The 24,125-nt window shown below is 53.6% G+C and carries 21 protein-coding genes; all 21 read right to left on the reverse strand.

Annotated features, from left to right (window positions below):
- Window positions 1-355 precede the first annotated feature (355 nt).
- Window positions 356-784, reverse strand: a complete 429-nt coding sequence (locus KI231_RS29745) for a hypothetical protein (protein WP_213027076.1) — start codon at window positions 782-784, stop codon at window positions 356-358.
- Window positions 781-2,637: a DEAD/DEAH box helicase gene (locus KI231_RS29750; RefSeq protein WP_213027077.1), complete on the reverse strand. Its 1,857-nt coding sequence runs from the start codon at window positions 2,635-2,637 to the stop codon at window positions 781-783. The genes KI231_RS29745 and KI231_RS29750 overlap by 4 nt, the downstream gene beginning before the upstream one ends.
- 283 nt (window positions 2,638-2,920) lie before the next feature.
- Entirely contained in the window at window positions 2,921-4,306 is a 1,386-nt protein-coding gene (locus KI231_RS29755; RefSeq protein WP_213027078.1) for an SIR2 family protein, read from the reverse strand.
- Window positions 4,307-4,595: 289 nt separating this feature from the next.
- Window positions 4,596-6,068, reverse strand: a complete 1,473-nt coding sequence (locus KI231_RS29760; protein WP_213027079.1) for a TnsD family Tn7-like transposition protein — start codon at window positions 6,066-6,068, stop codon at window positions 4,596-4,598.
- A 25-nt stretch (window positions 6,069-6,093) separates the two neighbouring features.
- On the reverse strand, window positions 6,094-7,530 hold the full coding sequence (locus KI231_RS29765; RefSeq protein ID WP_213027080.1) for an ATP-binding protein: 1,437 nt from the start codon (window positions 7,528-7,530) through the stop codon (window positions 6,094-6,096).
- Window positions 7,527-9,692, reverse strand: a complete 2,166-nt coding sequence (locus KI231_RS29770; RefSeq protein ID WP_213027081.1) for a TnsB C-terminal domain-containing protein — start codon at window positions 9,690-9,692, stop codon at window positions 7,527-7,529. The genes KI231_RS29765 and KI231_RS29770 overlap by 4 nt, the downstream gene beginning before the upstream one ends.
- Window positions 9,685-10,578: a TnsA endonuclease N-terminal domain-containing protein gene (locus KI231_RS29775; protein WP_213027082.1), complete on the reverse strand. Its 894-nt coding sequence runs from the start codon at window positions 10,576-10,578 to the stop codon at window positions 9,685-9,687. Before KI231_RS29775 ends, KI231_RS29770 begins: the two co-directional genes overlap by 8 nt.
- A 273-nt stretch (window positions 10,579-10,851) precedes the next feature.
- The gene (glmS, locus tag KI231_RS29780; RefSeq protein WP_213027083.1) at window positions 10,852-12,684 is read right to left on the reverse strand and encodes a glutamine--fructose-6-phosphate transaminase (isomerizing); all 1,833 of its coding nucleotides are present in this window, start codon (window positions 12,682-12,684) and stop codon (window positions 10,852-10,854) included.
- Between the two features lie 2 nt (window positions 12,685-12,686).
- Window positions 12,687-13,463, reverse strand: a complete 777-nt coding sequence (locus KI231_RS29785) for a DeoR/GlpR family DNA-binding transcription regulator (protein WP_103302848.1) — start codon at window positions 13,461-13,463, stop codon at window positions 12,687-12,689.
- Window positions 13,464-13,679: 216 nt separating this feature from the next.
- Window positions 13,680-15,047, reverse strand: coding sequence for a bifunctional UDP-N-acetylglucosamine diphosphorylase/glucosamine-1-phosphate N-acetyltransferase GlmU (gene glmU, locus KI231_RS29790; protein ID WP_103302849.1), 1,368 nt, complete (start codon window positions 15,045-15,047; stop codon window positions 13,680-13,682).
- 117 nt (window positions 15,048-15,164) lie between these two features.
- The gene (locus KI231_RS29795) at window positions 15,165-15,590 is read right to left on the reverse strand and encodes a F0F1 ATP synthase subunit epsilon (protein WP_007954164.1); all 426 of its coding nucleotides are present in this window, start codon (window positions 15,588-15,590) and stop codon (window positions 15,165-15,167) included.
- Window positions 15,591-15,635: 45 nt separating this feature from the next.
- Window positions 15,636-17,015, reverse strand: coding sequence for a F0F1 ATP synthase subunit beta (gene atpD, locus KI231_RS29800; RefSeq protein ID WP_007911961.1), 1,380 nt, complete (start codon window positions 17,013-17,015; stop codon window positions 15,636-15,638).
- Between the two features lie 27 nt (window positions 17,016-17,042).
- Window positions 17,043-17,903, reverse strand: a complete 861-nt coding sequence (gene atpG / locus KI231_RS29805; RefSeq protein WP_007911960.1) for a F0F1 ATP synthase subunit gamma — start codon at window positions 17,901-17,903, stop codon at window positions 17,043-17,045.
- Window positions 17,904-17,953: 50 nt separating this feature from the next.
- Complete coding sequence (gene atpA, locus KI231_RS29810) at window positions 17,954-19,498, reverse strand: F0F1 ATP synthase subunit alpha (protein ID WP_103302851.1); 1,545 nt, start codon at window positions 19,496-19,498, stop codon at window positions 17,954-17,956.
- A 21-nt stretch (window positions 19,499-19,519) separates the two neighbouring features.
- Entirely contained in the window at window positions 19,520-20,056 is a 537-nt protein-coding gene (locus KI231_RS29815) for a F0F1 ATP synthase subunit delta (RefSeq protein ID WP_007911956.1), read from the reverse strand.
- A gap of 12 nt (window positions 20,057-20,068) precedes the next feature.
- On the reverse strand, window positions 20,069-20,539 hold the full coding sequence (locus KI231_RS29820) for a F0F1 ATP synthase subunit B (protein ID WP_003229781.1): 471 nt from the start codon (window positions 20,537-20,539) through the stop codon (window positions 20,069-20,071).
- Between the two features lie 59 nt (window positions 20,540-20,598).
- Window positions 20,599-20,856 (reverse strand): F0F1 ATP synthase subunit C, encoded by a 258-nt coding sequence (atpE, locus tag KI231_RS29825; protein ID WP_003097235.1) that lies wholly within the window; start codon window positions 20,854-20,856, stop codon window positions 20,599-20,601.
- A gap of 133 nt (window positions 20,857-20,989) precedes the next feature.
- A complete protein-coding gene (gene atpB, locus KI231_RS29830) occupies window positions 20,990-21,859 on the reverse strand; it encodes a F0F1 ATP synthase subunit A (protein WP_034152183.1) in 870 nt (289 codons plus the stop codon).
- A gap of 16 nt (window positions 21,860-21,875) precedes the next feature.
- On the reverse strand, window positions 21,876-22,283 hold the full coding sequence (locus KI231_RS29835) for a F0F1 ATP synthase subunit I (protein ID WP_003229783.1): 408 nt from the start codon (window positions 22,281-22,283) through the stop codon (window positions 21,876-21,878).
- A 148-nt stretch (window positions 22,284-22,431) separates the two neighbouring features.
- Window positions 22,432-23,304 carry a ParB/RepB/Spo0J family partition protein gene (locus tag KI231_RS29840; protein ID WP_213027084.1) on the reverse strand — a complete coding sequence of 291 codons (873 nt, stop codon included), beginning with the start codon at window positions 23,302-23,304 and terminating at the stop codon, window positions 22,432-22,434.
- Between the two features lie 9 nt (window positions 23,305-23,313).
- Entirely contained in the window at window positions 23,314-24,111 is a 798-nt protein-coding gene (locus KI231_RS29845; protein ID WP_007911909.1) for a ParA family protein, read from the reverse strand.
- Window positions 24,112-24,125 lie beyond the last annotated feature (14 nt).

A 24,125-nucleotide genomic window follows, 5' to 3' on the forward strand; every position in this document is an offset into this window, starting at 1 on the left:
GGGTGGGTTACTGGCGCAAACCGTTGTGCTATGACGCCACCTATAGAGATCTTCCCGTTCAGCAAGGTAGCGGGAGTGATCAAAGACAAGCTGTGTCAGAACAACTTTGGGTGTTTCCCTCACCCTCGCCTGCTTATTTGAGACTAAAAAATACGGTCGATGTGTTAGTGGGGGCCCGCCGTAGGCTACGCACCGATTTGGACATCATACTGATCTCTAAGCTGAATGCAGCAGATTCTGTTTGTACACAGGGCTGAGCAATTTCCCCCATACGCGTCACTGGATTGATCCTAGCTTCAGATGAGGGAAACTCTGTGAAAGCGATCAATAAATGATCGAGCGGCGAGATATGTTATTAAGCCGCGAGCTTTAGTTGCGGGAAATTCTTCGCGAAATCTACTGGGATAGTTGAGAGGATTTCTTGGACCTGATACTTGGGCAGCTTCCCGTTCAGAGACGCCTCAAGCTTCGTTACACGATCATGGATCGCTACGGCACGATCCCACTGAACGCAGAATTTCTTCGCTGCAACCTTCTGTTCAACGAGGACGAGGTAACGACGCTGATCGTAGGTATACCTCATAGTCACCTTGCTTGCGCAGCCGTCATCGTCTGTTTCCAGAAAGGTGATTTCGAAGACGATACCGCTCTGAGTTTTTCGAGAAGCGGATTCAACGTAGTCGTCTTCAAAGATATTGTCGACGAGCTCGCTAGGCTGAACACCACGAGTTACGTGGAGAGTCGTGAGCTCGTCAACAAGCAATTTGATGGATTCAAGACTCATTTCAGCATACCTCTAAGTTCTACCATGATCACCTCCACGTGCTCGATTGACTTGGAGAGTGAGCTGTTGTCGCGTTCAGCAACCTTCCCGAATTTCTTCGCGAGCTTTGCGTTGATAAAGCTCACCAGTATACCGTCATTAGGCATATTCACCTTGGCTACGGGCAGAAGGTTCCTGAATTTCGGATAAAGGGTCGAAGCTTTTTCGTCGATACCTAAGTCGCTGAGCAATGTAGCGACCTCATCCTGAGCTTTTTTGGTCAGTATTTCGCGGAGCTGTCTACGAGCAATCTCTGGCCTTTTGGCAACCAGATTCGGATCGATGATCTGGGCAGCTTTCTTCGTTTCAGCGCTGATGAAGACATTCTTCAATTGTGCCAATACGTCATCATCGTAGCCCTCAATGCCGGGCAGCGCTTGGACTTTTTGGGTCGCGATAGAGTCAATCTCGGCTCTCTTTGCGGAAAAGATCTTGTTGAAGTCGAGGTCTTCCAGGTATGAGTCCTGGTCACTCACGAAAGCTGAGGATGAGGAAACACCCGCCAATGCCTGTTCCTTCCTGACGTATTCCTCGTCAGTTATTGCGTATTCTTTTGTGCGTTGATGCTTAGCCCGATCGACTTCTTTCTGAAATGCGCTCCACATTGCGTCAAGGCCGCTTTCTTCGTGATAAATCACCACGGCATTGTTATCAATCTCGAAAGCGGTAATTTCTTCTTCCGGGATTGCCCGCAAAACACGACCTACGATTTGGGCGAAGGCGTTGATGCTGCGGTAGGGACGAAACAAAGCGAGCACCGTTAAGTACCGGTGATCGTAGCCTTCCATCAGCATGTTCACAGAGATGACTACATCGCATTGATGGTTGTCGATCACCCTGAACGCTGACTCGATATCACCTTGTTCCATGTCACTGTGAACAATGGCAGTGGTAAGGTTCTTAGACTGATACCAAGTTCGAAGATCCTCAGCATGTGTGATGCTGCAGCCAACTGCGAGAATCTTGTGAGGGACTTTTGGAGAGGCCTTTCTCAGTTCGTTAAGGTTATTAATGCTTTGATCGATGACGTCTAGCGAGCACTCTTTAGATAGGGCGACACTTCGCTCGACCCACTCACGATCTCTGAAGGCCAATACCTGGTCCTTGGAGAATCGAACCCCAGGCTCTTCTGCGAGCGTGAAGTAGAGCTCGTGGGCGTTCACGGTCTCTTTCCGAAGCCATTTCACATACCGATCTCTCATTACTTCTGAGAGCGGCGTTTCATGGATAAGCTTCCCTGGCACTTCCTGCTTGTCACCGCGGAACGGGGTTCCCGTGACAAAAAGTTTCTTCGCCTTGGAGAAGTGATTCAGTGTCTTCTGCCACGTTTCTGCAGGCGCGTGGTGAGCTTCATCGATGATGATTAGGTCAAAGAAATCGCTCGGCACGCGGTTAGTGAGGGCCGTGCTGCGATCACTATGGATTTGTTGGATGTTGGAGTACACGAAATGACTTTGCACGAGACTTGTCATTAGCGTTTCAGAGTTATATTCACAGGTGATGGGCAAGTCATCTGCGCTAAAAATGACATCAAAATTGATCCAGAAATTGTCCTCAAGCGCCTCTTGGGTCTTCCGGATACTTTGCTTCGTCACAAGCCCAGGGGTAATGATCAGAACCCGCCCGTTTGCCAAGCCGAACGGCACGATGGAAATCAAACCAGTCTTGCCCGTTCCCGTAGGTAAAACGATTAAGGCGTCTACCTCGGGAGAGGTGCCAAAGTGCTCCTGCGCTTTTATGTACGCCTCAATTTGAGGCGTACGGAGTTTGTTGTTACCTAGGATGTTCGCGGCCGTTTCAGTGAAATAATTCATAAGGAGCTCTTAAGTCCAAATTGATCGCGCGCACCATCATGCTCGCTCGAATAAATAGCGTGCAGAGTCTGGGTAAAACGAAAAGGGGCGTAGGGTCGCGATGGGGCTAGGGATCGCATTGAAATATCCATATTTCGGCTTTGACTTGCAGGCAACGTCCGCTAATGGACGTGACAGGCTACTTTTTAATATAGCAGCATAATGATATCGCGCCGCATTTCCAAAATCTCGAATAAATTTAAGGCCAACCTGCCGCACTGCGCCAGGTTTAGAGGTGCCCTACCTAAAGTCGGTGCCCCTTCAATTCAGCCTCCCGTATCACTTCTGGAGCGTATTCCTCACCTAATCTCACTTTTTCCAGCAGCTCCATTAGCGCATCCGAGTATCGATGTGACTGCACCTCAGCGCCGTTCATAATCGCGCAGTGATACTTGTTGTCGAAGCTTTTGATGTCGACACCGGTCGTTTCAGCGATCGTTGTGATAAGCCGGTCGCACGCATGCCAGTATTTGTAACCCATTGCCTGGCCTGCGGTCGTAAGTGTGTACGGAAAATTTAGATTGAATGCCAGTCCGTCGGCACCATCTGCAATGCCGTAAAGCTTGGCCAACTCTCCATCGGCCTCAGTTACATTCGCAAGAACCCCGTAATCCACCTGGATAGGGTTCCTAGGAATATCGGTTCTCACGAGCTGGTAGGTACGTGCTAGCAACGCCCTCAATAGCCGAGGGTTCACGTTCTGCAGCGCTTCGTTAGCGCTGAATGCCGAGTAGACCCAGCTAAAATCCTTGGCAACGATACTTTTGATTATCACGCTACGGTGATCGGATACGGGTATGAGGCGCTCGCGACGCGGATACTCTTCCGACATATCCCGGTCGTCCCATTCCAGAATGTAGATATTAGGGATTAGCTTGCCTTCCTCGGAAAGGATTTCGTCGATGTCGGCGAGAATAATTTTGATATTCGGATCTTCGGCTCGGTAACCTATGAACACTAGTGGGTGCTCAGCGAAGAACGCTAGAAGCTTTGCGGACAGGTATTTCTTACGCTTCACAAACTCCTCGTAGTCTGCCCGGGTGAGCACAATGCTTTCGGGTTGAGAGGCACATCCATGAATCTTGAAAATCTCACCAATACTCGAATGATTGGCATAGAGAATCCTCTGGCCAATGATGGGCTCGTATTCAGGGAAAAATCGCTCGAGAAGCTGGTCGTAGTTAGTGGTAATCACAGAATGCGGGCGAATTTTCTTTAGCAGTTCAATCTCTTCAGCGAGCTCGTGATCGCCGTTGGCAAGCAGTTGCGTGAAAATCTGTGAGACTGTGTGCTTGATGTAGATCTGTGGAGAGCTAGTTTCGTCGTAGAGTTCTTTTGGAAACTGATCTTCACCCGCTCCCCAAGCCCAATCGTTGTATTTTTCAGAGAATTGCGTACCGATATCTACAAAGTCAGGATAACGTTGCTTGTAGTAAGCAAACTGTCGGATCTCAGGACACCGACCAGCAAGATCCTTGAGCAGCTCCTCCCAGTTGGGGCCAGCCAGATACCGTTTCGTAAAACCCGACCCTACGAACAATATGGGCTGGCAAGCCATGTCGCCAATACAGGTCTTAATATCTTCTGTTACGTCATCTACATACTTTTCATAATTCCTAGCCATTTTCATCCGCACTCTCAATAGTGATGGCAAAGAGTGATATGGCATTTTTCCCGATAACTTTCAATCGGCACCACCAAAATATTTAAGACATTTTTTTGGCGGCGCAATTTTGGCACTTCTAAGCGAAAAATTCTCTCAGCTTATGAAAGACTGTCTAAGATAACCGCCCTTTCATGATTGCAGCGGAACCTTTAGTACGCTCGCAAAATATGCAACCAGTAAGTATTTTACTGAGATCCATTCTCCCACCGCCTAACGACTGAAACAATCAAAAAACTCAATGACCTTTGAAATGCTACCGGGCTAGAAACAATCTATCTAACTCTGATTGAGACACTAGCCTAATACGTATTCCGGCAAAGCGCATTATGACACTCGCCGCAGATTGCCCGGATATCGAGAAATTTGTTATCGCCCAATGCAATTTACGGATTTGAAAATCGTGTTCTGTTTCGAGAAGCTCGCCCAATATCCGAGAACTTTCTGTAAACATTGAAAAATCCCGTAAAAATCTATACTTTAACGAAACTCTTCTCAGTAACGCAGATTTTGTTATTTTAGTTGGTTTTCCCTTAATATTAAAAATTTTATCCCGCGCACCTAAAAGTTCTTTCGCCAACCGAGCATCTTGAACCGACCATTTAATAGAGCTGTCTCTAATCCTAATAAATGTATTTTTTTTCACATATTTATTTAGCCATTCACGATCATGACGATGCAACCAATAATACCCAGACTTATCGTGACATTTTTTACTGATATCCCGTTTAAATTCCCGGCGACGTGCGACTACCATTTTCTTATCTGGTCTATACACATGCGTTACGGCTGAAACAGCTTTGGGTGAATAATAAAAAGCTCGACATTGAAAGGCACTCAGATCACTTACACTAGATCCAAGTAACCAGCTGAGAAAATAATATCTAAATGGCTGAATGGTCCACCTATTACGACGAAGCAAACACATTATCCATTCAAAACCTTTGGTGACCGACTGATACTCAACTTCTTTTGTGGAAAAATCGAGTCTGGGCTCCAAGAATTTTCTTATCGCGAGTTCTCTTAGTCGGCCTCGATGGACCATGCCCATTTCAGTAAGACGCCACCGGAGGAACTCACCATCCACTAGATCACATGCTTGTTGTGGATTTTGCAGCCCCCAGAACTGCATTTTTGCCACAGCAAATGCGGCGTCCAAAGATGGCGTTCTCAAGACAGGCTCACTGGCAAACTCACCAGGGAGGAACATAGAACGCCAATCTGCGCCTTCAGGGAAGCTCATACCTAGAAGTACATTGCCATGAGTTGGACAGATGCAAACTCCTGCAGCCATGTGAATACGATGCCAATAGGGCATACCGAAAACATTAGAATCATGGTGCATACACGCTTCACAGTAACGGAATGATGCATGCTTTAGCAGTCCAGAGGCCGTCATCCCTAGGCTCATCTTCAGCCCTGTGCCATTTGTACCTTGCATACACAGGATTGCTGACTCGTACACTTGTTCGCTAAGAAATGGCCTATATAGCGGCAACAACGTACGAGTTTCGATAAGCTCGCGAACTGAATATTGCCCCTCCAATCGCTGCGATAAGGCCCCTAGACAGCAGGGAAGCACCGATCCGCAGGTTCTTGAGTAGGTACCGAACAACTCTTGGCTGGTTTGTCGATAGCTCTTATTGGAGACCAATCGATGATAGCGAACCGCTAGGCTATACAGAGACTCATCAGGAAACGGTTCTGGGAACAAGAACAGACGATCCATCCATACGCCCTCCCGTTAGGGATACTCACCAGACTGGTTCCTCATCGATCCAGCCACGCTTCAAAAGCTCTGCTTGGACATCCTCGTTCTGATCCAAATGAACGTTCTTGAGATCGCCAGTGACCACTCGAGCTACTGGTTTGCCGGCTGGTTTTCTTGCCTGGGTTTCAGGGGGGTCGGGCATGCCTCGTAAAATCAACGCAAGATCCGCACGCTTAGCTCGCCGAGCCAAGTCATGATTAAGCATCTGCGCAATCTGATCCTTCGTAGGCATCATATCCTCGAAGTCTGCGATCTGGAGTGGATCACCACTGCGCAGTGCCTCGATCGGTTTATGAAGCATCCTCATCTGATTATCGTAGACGTGCTGCAATACCTGCGAAGTGATGACCTCAAGCTCCTCCGATATCATGTGACGCTGTGCAAGCATCAACAGCTTAACGAGAAAGTCTGTGTTGCCCTGAGTGAGTTCATATATTTTCCACTGGAGTTTGTCGTCCAAGGGCGTTGCAGACCCAGTCCAATCATATTCCCACAGGCGACTGACAAGATGTTCCCAGAACGGATCATCCTCGCTAAACCGATCAAAGGTGATCTCACCCATTCCGACAGCTCGCCTGGCATTTCGCAGCACACCGGAAAAGAGAGGCAGCATTGCGTTCGTACCAACATACACCAGTGGAATACCTGCATCATTAGAAAGCGTCACGAAGAAATTAAGCAGTTTTTCCCTGTCAGCCCCTCCACGCGAGGAATTCAGATGCTGCATCTCATCAATGATCAAAGCCCCAATGAAATAGGCTTTGCACAGTTGGCTTATGTGCTGGAGCATCACGCTTACGCTGATTCGACTCACACTTAACGATGAATACTTTTCAATGCCCAGGGCATTGTCTAGGGATGCGAAGAAGGCGGCGCAAAAACCGCGCAATGACCCATCATGGGGACACTCTATCTTCAGCCAAACCACCTGAGTCTGAATAAACACCTTCTGCCCGTACTTTTTATGACTCAGAACCTGCGGATAGAGCCTGGTTATCGCGTCTAGGGCTGTCGTCTTACCCATTCCGCTCAGACCTATCAGCGTCATGATGTTTGCAGAAGACTTGAACCCCCCACGGCGCATGTCGTTTGAGGAAGGCTGACGATACCTGACCGTTTCCGCACTGAACGGGTTTCGCGCGGTGTATCCATAACGGATCAGTTGGCTAAAGCAATCCTCGAGCTCAAGATGAATATCGAGCGGGATCACTACGTCCTTCAACCTATTTACACCGTGCCCGCGGAGTTTTGGACTAAGTTCAAGCTCCGCGGCAGTTGGCTTGGGTGGCAGATTACCTATGCTTCGGACCACATCGATATCGGTAAGAATTGTCGGAAGGCACTCAATCAATGGATTGCCATCGTACTGCTGCATCTCGGTCTTTACGTAGACGGCCTTAGCAAAAGATGGGGTGTTCATTGGTCCACCTCCTGAGCCTCACTGACGACCAACTTGAGAAAAGCCGCACTCCTTGCTGAACCAGTCTTGCTGTGAATATGCCCCCGGCGTTCCGCGAGCGGTGGAGAGTTTTCCACACCGCGAAGCTGATTCAAATCAGCCGTAAGGTTATCCCGCTCAATCTGAATTTCAGTACTACGCTTTTCCTGCTTTCTGCTTTTGAAATCCGCCTTAGATTTCGGAGAGCCGGCTTTATCCTTCTTGGCTTTCGCACCATTGACGATACTCTCTTGGAGATCCTTCAGCTGAGCGGCGTCATTTAACGCCTCATGTTTTGAATCTGGGGAAACCTGTCGAGTAATGTTGAGGAAATCGATGACCTCCTCCATTCGATAACCGGCATATTTGTTCGCCTGATGAGGAACAATGGTCATTGGCTGAAACTCAGCGCCATTTTTTACCCAGCAGTTTTCAATTGAATTCGGGTCATACCAGACACGTACATACCGGCTTTGGAAATTATGCGAGTGAGCAAGCCAATTCTCCCGCTGAGCTAATTCGCAGGTGTAGATAACACCCTGGAATTGAATACCAGCGCGAGTAATGCGGCATTCCTTGGAGGGCAGCAGCGCGATCTTCAGCTCCGCCGGCGTTACGACCTTGGTATTCACCATATTATGGTCCATTGCCCAACACCAAATGTTGATCGGAGTAGGCTCAAGGTCGTCCGCCATCATCGCCGGCGTCAGTAGATGAGGGAGCTGCAAGCTTTTGTTGTGAGCCAATACTCCCGCGATGATCATTTGAGTGAATTCATCGAGATCTAGAATTGCGTCGAGTTCATAGTCCCTGTCACCCCGTTCCAGGCGCCGAGCATCCACTCCACCGGGGATAAACTTTAGATCCAATTTTTCGTTGATCAATCGAAAACGACTTTCGACTATACCTTTCCAGTCTGGCCTATAGGGCGGTGGGATATTAAGAACGGTGCCCAAGGTATTACACATGACCTCACCAGCTTCACTGAGCAGCTCTGCCCGGTCTGCAGTCAATTCGATAGGCAAATGAGAGCAGGGCCACTCGGACTCCTCCACCTCAATTCCATATCGCTTACAGAATTCTTTTTTGGGTGTATACGCGTTGAACAACGCATGCCTTGCCCCGTTCCAGCTAGGTCCTTCAAGGCCAACGTGTATACCAACAATCATCCGCGTGAAGCTATCAACAACCACGTACAACACCGGGCGCCCAATCAGCCAGTTTCTATTCACTCGGTGAACGAGATAAACATCCGCGATGGTTGAGTCGATCTCGTACCGATGGCATGGACCAGAGAGGTTCTGTGAGGCTTCCCCAGAGATTGGTCTGTAATCTTTATTCCAACGAATCCCGCCACGGCGCCCCTTCAGCACATACAACGCGTCATAGAATTTCTTCCCGTTATAGGTGAGTTGTCCAATCGTGGGGTGGCTACCCTTTACGACATCACCTTTGGAACCATCGGCAGCGACCGTCCGGTAGAACCGGTTCAACATCCAAGAAAAGCAGTCCCCGATCGTTCCGCATTTACCGCTTGCATAACGGCTATACGCCAATTTGATAGCGGACAAGTGGTGCTCAGTCAGGAGAACCGCGCCATCCTCTAAAATGACACCGCGATATTTTGGTGGTCGTCCTGGCGTAATACCGGACTCCCTATTTTTAGATTTACCTCGTCCGCCACATTTGGCTGTATTCCAGAGGAAAGCGTTTTTTACCTGCCCCATGCTCCAATACCTAAACAGCAATCGGTAGATTTGTTTCCTATCAACGCCCATCTTGTCAGCATGTTTTTTAACATCCGCTCCGAAGCTGTCGACCAGGATATCTACAGGGGAGCTGCCCTCGACCATATCCTTGATCAAATTCCAGCTGTTCTCGCGACTTTTCTTTTCTCTGTCGCTCATCTCATTTTCGAGACGAACCATAAAATTAAGGGGTAGCTCCACATTGAGTACAGCAGCTCCACCTTTGATTTCATCCGCAAGCGATTGCTTATCGAGTATCCAAGGTTTTCGTGCATTAACCGATAGTTCGATAACAACAACCTGATCTCCCTTAAACCCAAGAACCCTCACCGGCGATTCGAGTAAAAGGGATCCCTCTCCGGGAGAAATGATTGCGTTCATGGCGAACTTAAGCATGAAGGGATACCTCACCCGTCGAGAGCTCGAACAAGCCCACTGGCTCTACATACAAAGGCTTTGATAACTCAATGAGCATTGAATTCAGGTCGACCTTTAGCCTTCCGACCCATATCAAATGGAAAAATAGCCCCTTCACACCCATGTATTCCATATAAAGACGTTTTGCGATTTTAAGCAGAAGGGTCTTCAGAGGTATCTCACCGGTCTTCACCATAGAGATCGCCTCTAACATACGAATAATGTTTTTCTCGGACATAAGTGCCGACGAGATGAGCGCATAGCTTCGAAGAATTAATAGGTTTTTTATTCTGATCTGCGAGAGGCGTTCATAGAGAACCAGCTTCCACTCAATATTCCTTCTGGCCCAGAAAATGCGCTCGATCTCGAGTTTTTCGAGCAATCTATCCTGCTCGGCTTTTGAGGCATCCTCGATCTCACTTGCATATTTCATTGATCTCGCGACCAGCCGCTCCTTACCAGAGCTATCCACTTGAGTGATTAAGAAGTCAGTCGTTAGCACAAGCGGAACAGTAGTCCCAGGGTAAACAGGTGGCCGCACACTCAAGCTCGAAGCGATTGCTTGGGTTTCAGCGGCTGGTAGTAGAGGAAACTGTTCCCGAATGTCGATGATTGACCGGTCATGCTCCAGTATTACGTGATAGTGGTATTCCGCGTTCGACAGCAGGTGGTGAGCTCGATGGACCTTCACTCCTGGAACAATGTGCGAGGTTCCACGGGATGCAAACGCCCGTACCTTGATCCAAGGAACATACTCATCTCTGACCCCTTGGCCATCGCCGGCGGCTATCCGTTTATCTACCTTTTCCTGTGTAACAACCTTCGAGCGCACTGGCTTGCGAGGTGACGATTGAACCTGGCTCATCTGGCTAACCGAACTACCTAAATTACGTGGCAGCACCCCTGGAGGAGCATTGCTGATAGGGAAAGGGATCCCACGCTCTCGAGTAGCAGCGCTGGGCATCAAAAATAACAACCTCAGAAATAGATTGTGGACCTCATTACAAATTGCGGCCGCTTCCCAGACGAAGGGAGGCGACCGCTTCTGTGACAACTTTTATTCCGTTGTGACAATGTTTATTTATTTGTGACAACCTTTATTTATTGCACACATGTGCGTCGATCAACTGTGGATAACTTATTCCACCGTCACCGACTTCGCCAGGTTACGCGGCTGATCCACATCCGTCCCTTTGAGCACCGCAACATAGTACGACAGCAGTTGCAGCGGGATGGTGTAGAGAATCGGCGAGAGGATGTCGTGGATGTGCGGCATCTGCACGACGTGGGTGCCTTCGCCGTTGGTCATCCCGGCTTTCTCGTCGGCGAATACGATCAGTTCACCGCCACGGGCACGGACTTCCTGCAGGTTGGATTTGAGCTTCTCCAGCAGTTCGTTGTTCGGCGCCACCGTAACCACCGGCATGTCGTTATCCACAAGTGCCAGCGGGCCGTGTTTCAGCTCACCGGCCGGATAGGCTTCGGCGTGGATATAGGAGATTTCCTTGAGCTTCAAGGCACCTTCCATGGCCACCGGGAATTGCGCGCCACGGCCGAGGAACAGGGTGTGGTTTTTCTCGGCGAACAACTCGGCGATTTTTTCCACAGTGCTGTCCATGGCCAGCGCTTCGCCGAGGCGGGTTGGCAGGCGACGCAGTTCTTCGACCAGAGTGGCTTCGACGCCTTTGGCCAAGGTACCGCGCACTTGTCCGAGCGACAGGGTCAGCAGCAGCAAACCGACCAATTGCGTGGTGAAGGCTTTGGTCGAGGCTACACCGATTTCGCGGCCGGCCTGGGTCAACAGGGTCAGGTCGGATTCACGCACCAGCGAGCTGATGCCGACGTTGCAGATCGCCAGACTGGCGAGGAAGCCCAACTCCTTGGCGTTGCGCAGCGCTGCCAGGGTATCGGCAGTTTCACCAGACTGCGAGATGGTCACGAACAGGGTGTCCGGCTGTACTACCACTTTGCGGTAGCGGAACTCGCTGGCAACTTCGACCTGGCACGGGATGCCGGCCAGTTCTTCCAGCCAGTAACGAGCGACCATGCCGGCGTGGTAGCTGGTGCCACAGGCAACGATCTGGACGTTGCGCACTTTGGCGAACAGCTCGGCCGCTTGTGGGCCGAATGCCTGAACCAGCACTTGATCGTTACTCAGGCGACCTTCAAGGGTGCGTTGCACCACCGCTGGCTGCTCATGGATTTCCTTGAGCATGTAGTGGCGGAACTCACCTTTGTCGGCCGCTTCGGCACCATCGGTGTACTGCACGGTCTGGCGCTCGACGGCGTTGCCGTCGATATCCCAGATCTGCACGTTATCGCGGCGAATTTCGGCGATATCGCCTTCTTCGAGGTACATGAAACGGTCAGTTACCTGACGCAGGGCCAGTTGGTCGGAGGCGAGGAAGTTTTCACCCAGACCCAGACCGATCACCAGTGGGCTGCCACTGCGCGCAGCCACTAGTCGATCAGGCTGCGCGGCATTGATCACCGCCAGACCGTAAGCGCCATGCAGTTCCTTGACGGTAGCCTTAAGGGCAACGGTCAGGTCTGGCTCGTCTTTGAGTTTGTGGCTGAGCAAGTGCGCGATGACTTCGGTATCGGTGTCCGAGGTGAACACGTAACCCAGGGCTTTCAGCTGTTCACGCAGGGCTTCATGGTTTTCGATGATGCCGTTGTGCACCACCGCGATATCGCCGGAGAAATGCGGGTGGGCGTTGCGCTCGCAGGGTGCGCCGTGGGTGGCCCAACGGGTGTGGGCAATACCGAGACGGCCGACCAGCGGGTGCTCGGCCAACGCGTTTTCCAATTCACTGACTTTGCCCGGGCGGCGCATGCGCTCGAGGGTTTCGTCGTTGGTGTAGACCGCCACACCGGCGCTGTCATAGCCGCGGTACTCAAGGCGCTTGAGGCCTTCGAGCAGGATGGCGGTGATATTACGTTCAGCAACTGCGCCGACAATTCCACACATGCTTATTTCTCCTGACTGACAGCCGCGCAAATCACGGTGATACCGCGGGCCTGAATCTGATCGCGCGCTTCTAGAGACAGGCGATCATCGGTAATTAGGGTATGGACGCTGCTCCATGGCAGCTCCAGGTTGGGAATCTTGCGACCGATCTTGTCGGCCTCGACCATGACGATGACTTCACGCGCCACTTCAGCCATGACCCGGCTCAGGCCGAGCAATTCGTTGAACGTGGTGGTACCGCGCAACAGGTCGATGCCATCGGCGCCGATAAACAATTGATCGAAGTCGTAAGAGCGTAGTACTTGCTCGGCGACCTGGCCCTGAAAGGATTCCGAATGCGGATCCCAGGTGCCACCGGTCATCAACAGCACCGGCTCGTGCTCGAGTTCGCTCAAGGCGTTGGCGACGTGCAGGGAGTTGGTCATCACCACCAGACCCGGCTGCTGGCCGAGCTCGGGGATCATCGCGGCGGTGGTGCTGCCGCTGTCGATGATGATGCGCGCGTGCTCACGGATGCGCTTCACCGCTGCGCGAGCGATTGCTTGTTTGTATTTGGAAACGGTCTGGGCGGTTTCGGCGACCAGTTCCTGAGGCATGGTGATCGCCCCGCCGTAACGGCGCAGCAGCAGACCATGACTCTCAAGCGCGGCGAGATCCTTGCGAATCGTAACTTCGGAGGTTTCGAAACGCTTGGCCAATTCATCCACACTGACTTCGCCCTGCTCGTTGAGCAAGGCGAGAATGTTGTGGCGGCGCTGAGGTGTATTGCGTTTCGACATGGCGGCTTAAGTTTCGATTCGAAAGATAACGGAAGCAATCAAAACCTATCAGCAATAAATCGTCAAGCGGATGCTGGAAAAATATTCTGTGGATAAAAGCATCGCGGGCAAGCCCGCTCCCACATGGATTCGCTGTGCATTGAAGACCTTTGCTTCAACGCGAGTCCTGTGGGAGCGGGCTTGCCCGCGATAGCCATCGAACGGTCTGTGTATAACTCAGTTCTTTTTGATCTTCTCCGGCCGTTTCCAGCCATCGATGTTCTTCTGCCGCGCACGACCGACGGCCAATTGCGCGTTATCCACATTCTGCGTAATGGTCGATCCGGCAGCAGTGGTTGCACCGTCAGAGATATCCACAGGGGCTACCAACGAGTTATTGGAGCCAATGAACACGTCCGCTCCCAACACGGTTTTCCACTTGTTGGCGCCATCGTAGTTACAAGTGATGGTGCCGGCGCCGATGTTGGTGCGCGCACCGATTTCGGCATCGCCCAAATAGGTCAGGTGACCAGCCTTCGCGCCCTCGCCCATGTGGGCGTTTTTCAGTTCAACAAAGTTACCCACATGGGCGCGCGCTTCCAGCACGGTGCCCGGACGCAGGCGAGCGAACGGACCGGCATCACTGCCCTCACCCAGCACCGCGCCTTCGATATGAGAGTTGGCCTTGATCACCACGCCTTTGCGCAGGGTGCTGTCCTTGATCACGCAGTTCGGGCCGATCACCACGTCGTCTTCAATGACTACGTTGCCTTCGAGGATCACGTTGATATCGATCAGCACATCGCGACCAACAGTTACTTCACCACGTACATCGAAACGCGCCGGGTCACGCAGGGTCACGCCCTGCGCCATCAGACGACGGCCAGCACGCAACTGGTAATGCCGCTCCAGCTCCGATAGCTGTTTGCGGTCATTGGCGCCCTGCACTTCCATCGGATCGTGCGGCTGTTCAGTGGCCACGACCAGACCATCGCTGACCGCCATCTCGATCACGTCGGTCAGGTAATACTCGCCCTGGGCATTGTTGTTCGACAAGCGGCTCATCCAGTCGGCCAGGCGATTGGCCGGCACGGCGAGGATGCCGGTGTTGCCTTCGGTGATTGCGCGCTGTGCTTCGCTGGCGTCTTTGTGCTCGACGATAGCCGCGACCTTGCCGTCGGCATCCCGCACGATTCGGCCATAGCCGGTCGGATCATCCAGTTCGACCGTCAGCAGGCCCATCTGGCCCGGGACGACATGCTTGAGCAAACGTTGCAGGGTTTCGACTTCGATCAACGGTACGTCACCGTAAAGGATCAGCACGGTGTCTGCGGTAATGAAAGGCACCGCCTGGGCGGTCGCGTGACCGGTGCCCAATTGCTTGTCCTGCAGGACGAAATTCAGATCGTCTGCGGCCAGACGCTCACGCACCACATCGGCACCGTGGCCAATGACCACGTGGATGCGTTGTGGATCAAGTTGCCGGGCGCTGTGGATAACATGGCCCAACATGGAATTACCGGCAATCGGATGCAGAACCTTCGGAAGCGCCGAACGCATGCGAGTGCCTTGGCCGGCCGCGAGAATTACGATTTCGAGAGACATGACTGGCTACCAATCCTGGGTGGTCAGCAACTGCGACCGGGGTTGTAAATTCGGAAAAGAAAAAAGGGTAGCCGAGGCTACCCTTTTTTATCAATCGCACAACAAGTGGCTGACGGATTAACCGCCAAACTTCTTGCGGATCTGCTGGACGGTGCGCAGCTGAGCTGCAGCCTCGGCCAGACGTGCGGACGCAGCTCCGTAATCGAAATCTGCGCTCTTCTCATGCAGAGCAGCCTCGGCAGCCTTGAGAGCTGCTTGGGCCTGAGCTTCATCCAGGTCGGCGGCACGTTGCACGGTATCGGCAAGCACCTTGACCATGTTCGGCTGAACCTCGAGGAAACCACCGGAGATGTAGAACACCTCGGCTTCCCCGCCTTGCTTGATCAGGCGGATCGGACCTGGCTTCAGATTAGTGATCAGCGGCGCGTGACCCAGAGCGATACCAAGATCACCCAGTGCACCGTGCGCAATCACCATCTCGACCAGGCCGGAAAAGATTTCCCCTTCCGCGCTGACGATATCGCAATGGACTGTCATAGCCATCTGATTGCCTCAACCTAAATTAGCGCCCGTTGCCGGGCGCCGGGATTACAGTTTCTTGGCTTTCTCGATCGCTTCTTCGATGCCGCCAACCATGTAGAACGCTTGTTCTGGCAGGTGGTCGTAGTCACCGTTGAGGATGCCTTTGAAGCCAGCAATGGTGTCTTTCAGGGAAACGTATTTACCCGAAGCACCGGTGAAGACTTCAGCCACGAAGAACGGCTGCGACAAGAAGCGCTGGATCTTACGAGCACGGTTTACCAACTGCTTGTCGGCTTCCGACAGCTCGTCCATACCCAGGATCGCGATGATGTCTTTCAGCTCTTTGTAACGTTGCAGAACGTACTGAACGCCGCGAGCGGTGTCGTAGTGGTCCTGGCCGATTACGTTCGGATCCAGCTGGCGCGAGGTCGAATCCAGTGGATCTACCGCCGGGTAGATACCCAGGGAAGCGATGTCACGGGACAGAACGACGGTGGCGTCCAAGTGGGCGAAGGTGGTCGCTGGCGACGGGTCGGTCAAGTCATCCGCAGGTACGTATACCGCCTGGATCGAGGTGATCGAACCTTCCTTGGTCGAAGTGATACGTTCTTGCAGAACGCCCATCTCTTCAGCCAGGGTCGGCTGGTAACCTACTGCCGAAGGCATACGGCCCAGCAGTGCGGATACTTCAGTACCGGCCAGGGTGTAACGATAGATGTTGTCGACGAACAGCAGAACGTCGTTACCTTCGTCACGGAACTTCTCGGCCATGGTCAGGCCGGTCAATGCTACGCGCAGACGGTTACCCGGCGGCTCGTTCATCTGACCGTAAACCAGTGCCACTTTGTCCAGAACGTTGGAGTCCTTCATCTCGTGGTAGAAGTCGTTACCCTCACGAGTACGCTCACCCACACCGGCGAACACGGAATAACCGCTGTGCTCGATGGCGATGTTACGGATCAGTTCCATCATGTTTACGGTTTTGCCTACACCGGCACCACCGAACAGACCGACTTTACCGCCTTTGGCAAACGGGCAAACCAGGTCGATAACCTTGATGCCGGTTTCCAGCAGGTCGTTGCCGCCTGCCTGTTCAGCGAACGAAGGCGCTGGACGGTGAATGCCCCAACGCTCTTCGGTGTCGATCGGACCAGCTTCGTCGATCGGGTTACCGAGGACGTCCATGATCCGGCCCAGGGTCGCTTTACCGACCGGTACGGAGATGGCTGCGCCGGAATCGGTAACTTCCAGACCGCGCTTCAAGCCCTCGGTGGAACCCATCGCAATGGTGCGAACCACGCCGTCGCCCAGCTGTTGCTGAACTTCCAGAGTGGTTTCGGCCGCGCTCACTACTTTCAGCGCGTTGTAGATGCTCGGTACGCTGTCGCGTGGAAATTCCACGTCGATAACGGCGCCGATGATTTGAACGATACGTCCGCTACTCATAGCTGGATCCTCTGAATATTTGAACCGTTAAACCGCGGCAGCGCCGCCGACGATTTCCGAGATCTCTTGGGTGATCGCAGCCTGACGCGCCTTGTTGTAGATCAGCTGCAAATCGCTGATCAAATCACCGGCGTTGTCGGTAGCGTTCTTCATCGCGATCATCCGCGCAGCTTGTTCAGCCGCGTTGTTCTCGACCACCGCCTGGTAGACCTGCGACTCGACGTAACGGACCATCAAGCCGTCAAGCAGCTCTTTGGCATCCGGTTCGTAGAGATAGTCCCAGTGGTGCTTGAGATCCTGATCCGGGGTCGCCACCAGTGGAATCAACTGCTCCACGGTAGGCTGTTGCGTCATGGTGTTGATGAACTTGTTGGACACCACGGACAGGCGATCAATACGGCCGTCCAGGTAGGCATCCAGCATCACCTTGACGCTGCCGATCAGATCATTGATCGACGGCTCTTCACCCAGGTGGCTGATAGCTGCAACGACGTTACCGCCGAAGTTGCGGAAAAAGGCCGCACCCTTGCTACCAACGACACACAGATCAATCTCGACGCCGTTTTCGCGGTTTACCGCCATGTCCTTGACCAGGGCCTTGAACAGGTTGGTGTTCAAGCCGCCGCACAAACCACGGTCACTGCTCACGACGACATAACCGACGCGCTTGATTTCGCGGTCGATCATGAACGGGTGGCGGTATTCCGGGTTGGCGTTGGCCAGATGCCCAATTACCTGGCGGATACGCTCCGCATAAGGACGGCTAGCAGCCATGCGCATTTGTGCCTTGCGCATTTTGCTGACCGCCACTTTTTCCATGGCGCTGGTAATCTTTTGCGTGCTTTTGATGCTCGCAATCTTACTGCGAATCTCTTTTGCGCCTGCCATGTAACACCTATCAGGTTAGCAAGCGGGAGCCTCGCGGCTCCCGCTGCGGCTTACCAGGTTTGGGTGGCCTTGAACTTCTCGATACCGGCTTTCATGCCAGCGTCGATTTCGTCATTGAAGTCACCTTTAACGTTGATCTTGGCCATCAAATCGGCGTGATCGCGGTTGAAGAAAGCAATCAGCGCTTGTTCGAAGCTGCCGATCTTGGCGATTTCAATGTCAGTCAGGAACCCACGCTCAGCGGCATACAGCGACAGCGCCATGTCAGCGATCGACATTGGTGCGTATTGCTTCTGCTTCATCAGCTCGGTAACGCGCTGACCATGCTCAAGTTGCTTACGGGTCGCTTCGTCCAGGTCAGAAGCGAACTGGGCGAATGCCGCCAGTTCACGGTACTGAGCCAGAGCGGTACGGATACCACCGGACAGCTTCTTGATGATCTTGGTCTGAGCGGCACCACCCACACGGGATACCGAAACACCGGCGTTCACTGCTGGGCGGATGCCCGAGTTGAACATGGCCGATTCCAGGAAGATCTGACCGTCAGTGATGGAAATCACGTTGGTCGGAACGAACGCGGAAACGTCGCCAGCCTGGGTTTCGATGATCGGCAGTGCGGTCAGGGAACCGGTTTTGCCGGTCACTGCGCCGTTGGTGAACTTCTCTACGTATTCTTCCGAAACGCGGGATGCGCGCTCCAGCAGACGGGAGTGGAGATAGAACACGTCGCCTGGGTAAGCTTCACGGCCTGGTGGACGGCGCAGCAGCAGGGAAATCTGGCGGTAAGCCACTGCTTGCTTGGACAGATCGTCATAAACGATCAGCGCGTCTTCACCGCGGTCGCGGAAGAATTCACCCATGGTGCAACCGGAGTACGGTGCCAGGAATTGCAGCGCAGGAGATTCCGAAGCACTGGCAGCCACGATGATCGTGTTGGCCAGGGCGCCGTTTTCTTCCAGCTTGCGAACCACGTTGGCGATGGTCGATTGCTTCTGACCGATCGCTACGTAGACGCAGAAAATGCCGCTGTCTTTCTGGTTGATGATCGCGTCGATCGCCAGAGCGGTTTTACCGATCTGACGGTCACCGATGATCAGCTCACGCTGGCCACGGCCGACAGGGATCATGGCATCGACAGCCTTGTAGCCAGTCTGTACAGGCTGGTCTACCGACTTACGCCAGATCACGCCCGGAGCAACTTTCTCGACCGCGTCGGTCTCGGTGTTGCCCAGTGGACCTTTGCCGTCAACAGGGTTACCCAGTGCGTCGACTACGCGACCCAGCAGTTCCTTACCAACAGGAACTTCGAGGATGCGGCCGGTGCACTTGGCGCTCATGCCTTCAGCCAGAGACTGGTAGGAGCCCAATACAACGGCACCTACGGAGTCTTGCTCCAGGTTGAGGGCCATACCGTAGACGCCGCCCGGAAACTCGATCATCTCGCCGTACATGACGTCGGCCAGACCGTGAATCCGCACGATGCCGTCAGATACGCTGACGACAGTGCCTTCGTTACGGGCTTGGGAGGTCACATCGAGCTTGTCGATGCGGCCCTTGATAATTTCACTTATTTCGGAAGGATTGAGTTGCTGCATTGCTCTGCTGCCCCTTCAAACTCAAGATTTCAATGCTTCGGCAAGTTTCGCGATTTTTCCGCGAATCGAGCCATCGATAACCAGGTCGCCGGCGCGGATCACGACACCACCAATCAAGGCAGCGTCCTCCGCAACTTGCAGGCGCACTTCCCGGTTGAGTCGTGCACTGAGAACCTTGGCGAGTTTGTCTTGCTGTTCTTGGTTCAATGCAAATGCACTGGTTACTTCAACGTCTACCGATTTCTCTTGCTCGGCCTTGTACAGGTCGAACAGAGCGGCGATCTCCGGCAGAAGCGGGAGACGGTCGTTTTCGGCAACGACGTTGATGAAGTTCTGTGCCTTGGCATCAAACTTGTCGCCGCACACGTCAATGAACGTGGCGGCCTTTTCTGCGCTCGTCAGTCGCGGGGCCTTGAGCACGCGCTGCATGGTGTCGTCTTGCGACACCGCTGCTGCCAGGCCGAGCATGGCTGACCAATTGGCCAGTTGCTGGTGGGCCTGAGCGTGCTCGAAGGCCGCCTTAGCGTAAGGTCGGGCCAACGTGGTCAGTTCTGCCATGATCGCCCTCGCTTAGATTTCAGCAGCCAGTTGGTTAACCAGCTCTGCGTGCGCGTTTTGATCGATTGTGGCACCCAGGATCTTCTCGGCGCCGCCGACAGCCAGCAAGCCCACTTGGGCACGCAGCTTGTCTTTGACGCTGTTCAGTTCCTGTTCGATCTCGGCTTGAGCCTGAACCTTCACACGGTCAGCATCGACACGGGCCTTTTCAACGGCCTCTTCGACAATCTGGTTACCGCGTTTCTTGGCTTGCTCGATGATTTCAGCTGCCTGAGCTTTCGCTTCGCGCAGTTGCTGACCCGCTTTTTCTTGGGCCAACTCCAGGTCGCGAGCTGCACGGCTGGCAGCGTCCAGACCATCAGCGATCTTCTTTTGACGTTCGTGCAGAGCAGCGATGACCGGAGGCCATACATACTTCATGCAGAACAGTACAAAAATCAGGAACGCAACGGACTGGCCAATCAGGGTCGCATTAATGTTCACGCCAACACCTCGCAGTTACGTTGTCCATCACATCAAATTACTCGGAAGAATCCGGGTAATTAGCCAGCGATCTGACCAACGAACGGGTTCGCAAAGGTGAAGAACAGAGCGATACCAACACCGATCATGGTTACGGCGTCGAGCAGACCGGCAACGATGAACATTTTAACTTGCAGCATTGGAACCATTTCTGGCTGACGCGCTGCGCCTTCCAGGAACTTGCCGCCCAGCAGGCCGAAACCAATTGCGGTACCCAGTGCGCCCAGGCCGATCAACAGTGCAACAGCGATAGCGGTTAGACCAACTACAGTTTCCATCTTTCCTCCCGACTTTTACGTCGTATGGTTTAGGTTTTTTAGATTAAAGCGGTAAAACAAATCGTTTCAGGTGCCCTGTGAAGAGCCCCCTCCCGTTTGACCGGGAGGGACATCAGACTAGTCGAAACTGGTCTTAATGGTTTTCTTCGTGCGCCATCGACAGGTAGACGATGGTCAGCATCATGAAGATGAACGCCTGCAGCGTGATGATCAGGATGTGGAACACAGCCCACGCCCACTGCAGAACAACGCCCAGGCCGCTCAGCCAGAGCAGGCCGCTGCCGAACATCACAGCGATCAGGATGAACACCAGCTCGCCGGCATACATGTTGCCGAACAGACGCAGAGCCAGGGAGATCGGTTTGGCGATCAGGGTCACGAATTCCAGCAGGAAGTTCACCGGGATCAGCAGGGCTTGAACGAAGATGTTCTTGCTGCCGAACGGGTGCAGGGTCAGCTCGCCGATGAAGCCGCCGAGGCCCTTGACCTTGATGCTATAGAAAATGATCAGTGCGAAAACCGAGAACGCCATGCCCAGGGTCGCATTCGGGTCGGTAGTCGACACGGCGCGGAACGGGATGTGGTGGTCGCCGGTGATCAGGATGGCCAGCTGAGGAATCCAGTCGACCGGTACCAGGTCGACGGCGTTCATCAGGAACACCCAGACGAAGATGGTCAGTGCCAGCGGTGCAATCACCGGGCTACGGCCATGGAAGCTGTCTTTCACGCTGCCATCGACGAATTCGACCAATACTTCAACGAAGTTCTGCAAAGCACCTGGCTGACCCGAAGTTGCCTTCTTTGCCGCCATGCGGAAAAGAAGAACGAAGATCAGACCCAACGCGACCGACCAGCCGAGAGTATCGACGTGGAAAGCCCAGAAGCCCATTTCTTTGGCTTCTGCTGCGGTATGGGCAAAGCCCCAGCCGCCGTTAGGTAGCTGACCGAAGGTCAGGTTCTGCAAGTGGTGCTGGATATAGCCCGAAGCGGTTGTTTCTGCCATGGTTGCCTCAAACGCCCTAAGGTCTCGAAAGTCTTGTTCTCATCAGCAGGGGAGCGAACCAGCTGACCGACTGAGTCAGCACGAACGCGCCGAATACAGCTATCGGCGCCAGTGGCTTCACACCTGCAAACACCAGTGCAAAGAGCACTGCCGTCAAAATCAGTTTGCCTGCCTCGCCGGCATAAAAAGACCGGACGATGGACTGGGCTGCTCGGGCGCCGGAAAACCGAAATGCCTTGTGAGCGAAATAAACATTGGGCAGCAAGGCTATCAGGCCTCCGCAAAGTCCCGAGTATCCGGCAACGACTCCATGCCATTGCCAGAGCGCCAAAGCGGCAATGAGCAAAATGACAAATTGAGCCATCAACACCGGAAAAACCGCCAGGCGATGGAACGGCAGGCGGTTTGGCTTGCGGGTTTCCATCACGTTTGCTCTCCAATGGTCGGCTGCCAGAATTCAATAACTTGGCATAATTTGTGCCGACAAAATGCGCGCAGAGTATAGGGGCGGTTCTGCCCCTATTCAACTGTCAGGTAGTGATTTCCGACTGCGCGCTACATGAGGAAATGTTTCAGCGGATGTGTGCGAGCACACCCTGGAGCTCATCAAGGGAGTTGTAACCGATCACCAACTGCCCTTTTCCCTTCTTCCCGTGGCGGATCTGCACCGCAGAGCCTAGGCGCTCGGCCAGACGCTGTTCGAGACGAGCGATATCCGGGTCGGGTTTTGTAGCCTCCACAGGCTCCGGTTTGCCACTCAACCACTGGCGAACCAGTGCCTCGGTTTGGCGCACGGTGAGGCCGCGTGCGACAACATGTCGCGCCCCTTCCACCTGCTGATTGTCCGGCAGACCGAGCAAAGCACGCGCATGACCCATTTCCAGGTCACCGTGAGACAACATGGTCTTGATGACTTCCGGCAACGCAATAAGCCGCAACAGGTTAGCCACAGTGACACGGGACTTACCCACAGCCTCGGCGACTTGTTGCTGAGTCAGCTGGAATTCCTGCTGCAAACGCTGCAGGGCCACCGCTTCTTCAATCGGATTGAGGTCTTCGCGCTGAATGTTCTCGATCAGTGCAATGGCGATCGCGGTTTCATCCGGTACATCACGGACCATTGCCGGGATGGTTTCCTGCCCGGCTTGCTGGCTGGCGCGCCAGCGACGTTCACCGGCAATGATTTCAAAGCGCCCGCCACCGATCGGGCGAACCACGATCGGCTGCATGACGCCTTGCGCCCTGATCGACTGCGCCAGTTCCTCCAGCGCCTGCGGATCCATGTCCCGGCGTGGCTGGTACTTGCCGCGCTGGAGCAGATCCAGCGGCAAATGTTGCAGTTCACGCGTATCGGCTTGCGCGGCTTGTTCTTCCAGCGCGCTGACAGTCGGACCACTCAGCAGTGCATCCAGTCCACGTCCGAGACCTCGTTTCTTGACGGCCATGGGGATTCCTTAAGTTGCCTGAGCGGCGGCAATGCGTGAATTTTTGCGCTGACGACGAACCATTTCGCCCGCCAGGGCCAGATAGGCCAGCGCGCCGCGCGATTGCTTATCGTACGCCAGTGCCGGCATGCCGTAGCTTGGCGCTTCGGCCAGGCGAATGTTGCGCGGGATCACTGTGTCGTAGAGCTGCTCGCCGAAGTGTTCCTTGAGCTGCGCCGAAACGTCGTTCATCAGGCTCAGGCGCGGGTCGTACATGGTCCGCAGCAAACCTTCGACTTTCAGGTTCGGGTTCAGCAGTTCGGCGATGCGCTTGATGTTATCCACAAGGTCGCTCAAACCTTCGAGCGCAAAGTACTCGCACTGCATGGGGATAATCACCCCGTCAGCGGCAACCAATGCGTTCAGCGTGAGCATCGACAGCGACGGCGGGCAGTCGATCAGAATGTAATCGTAGTTTTCGCGGATCGGCGCCAGCGCACTGCGCAGACGGCTTTCCTTCATCTGCATTTCCAGCAGAACCACTTCCGCGGCCGTCAGGTCGCGGTTGGCCGGCAGCAGTTGATAACCGCCGTGCTCGGAATAGTGCATGGCCTGGGCCAGATCGCATTCGCCGATCAGCAGATCGTAGACGGAGTTTTCCAGACCGTGTTTATCCACACCGCTACCCATGGTGGCGTTGCCCTGTGGATCGAGATCGATCAACAGCACCCGGCGCTTGGTCGCGACGAGGGATGCTGCGAGGTTGATGCAGGTGGTGGTCTTGCCCACACCACCCTTTTGGTTCGCTATCGCGAATACCTTAGCCATTCTTGCTTGTGTTC

The sequence above is a fragment of the Pseudomonas sp. Seg1 genome (assembly GCF_018326005.1).
Classification (GTDB): Bacteria; Pseudomonadota; Gammaproteobacteria; order Pseudomonadales; family Pseudomonadaceae; genus Aquipseudomonas.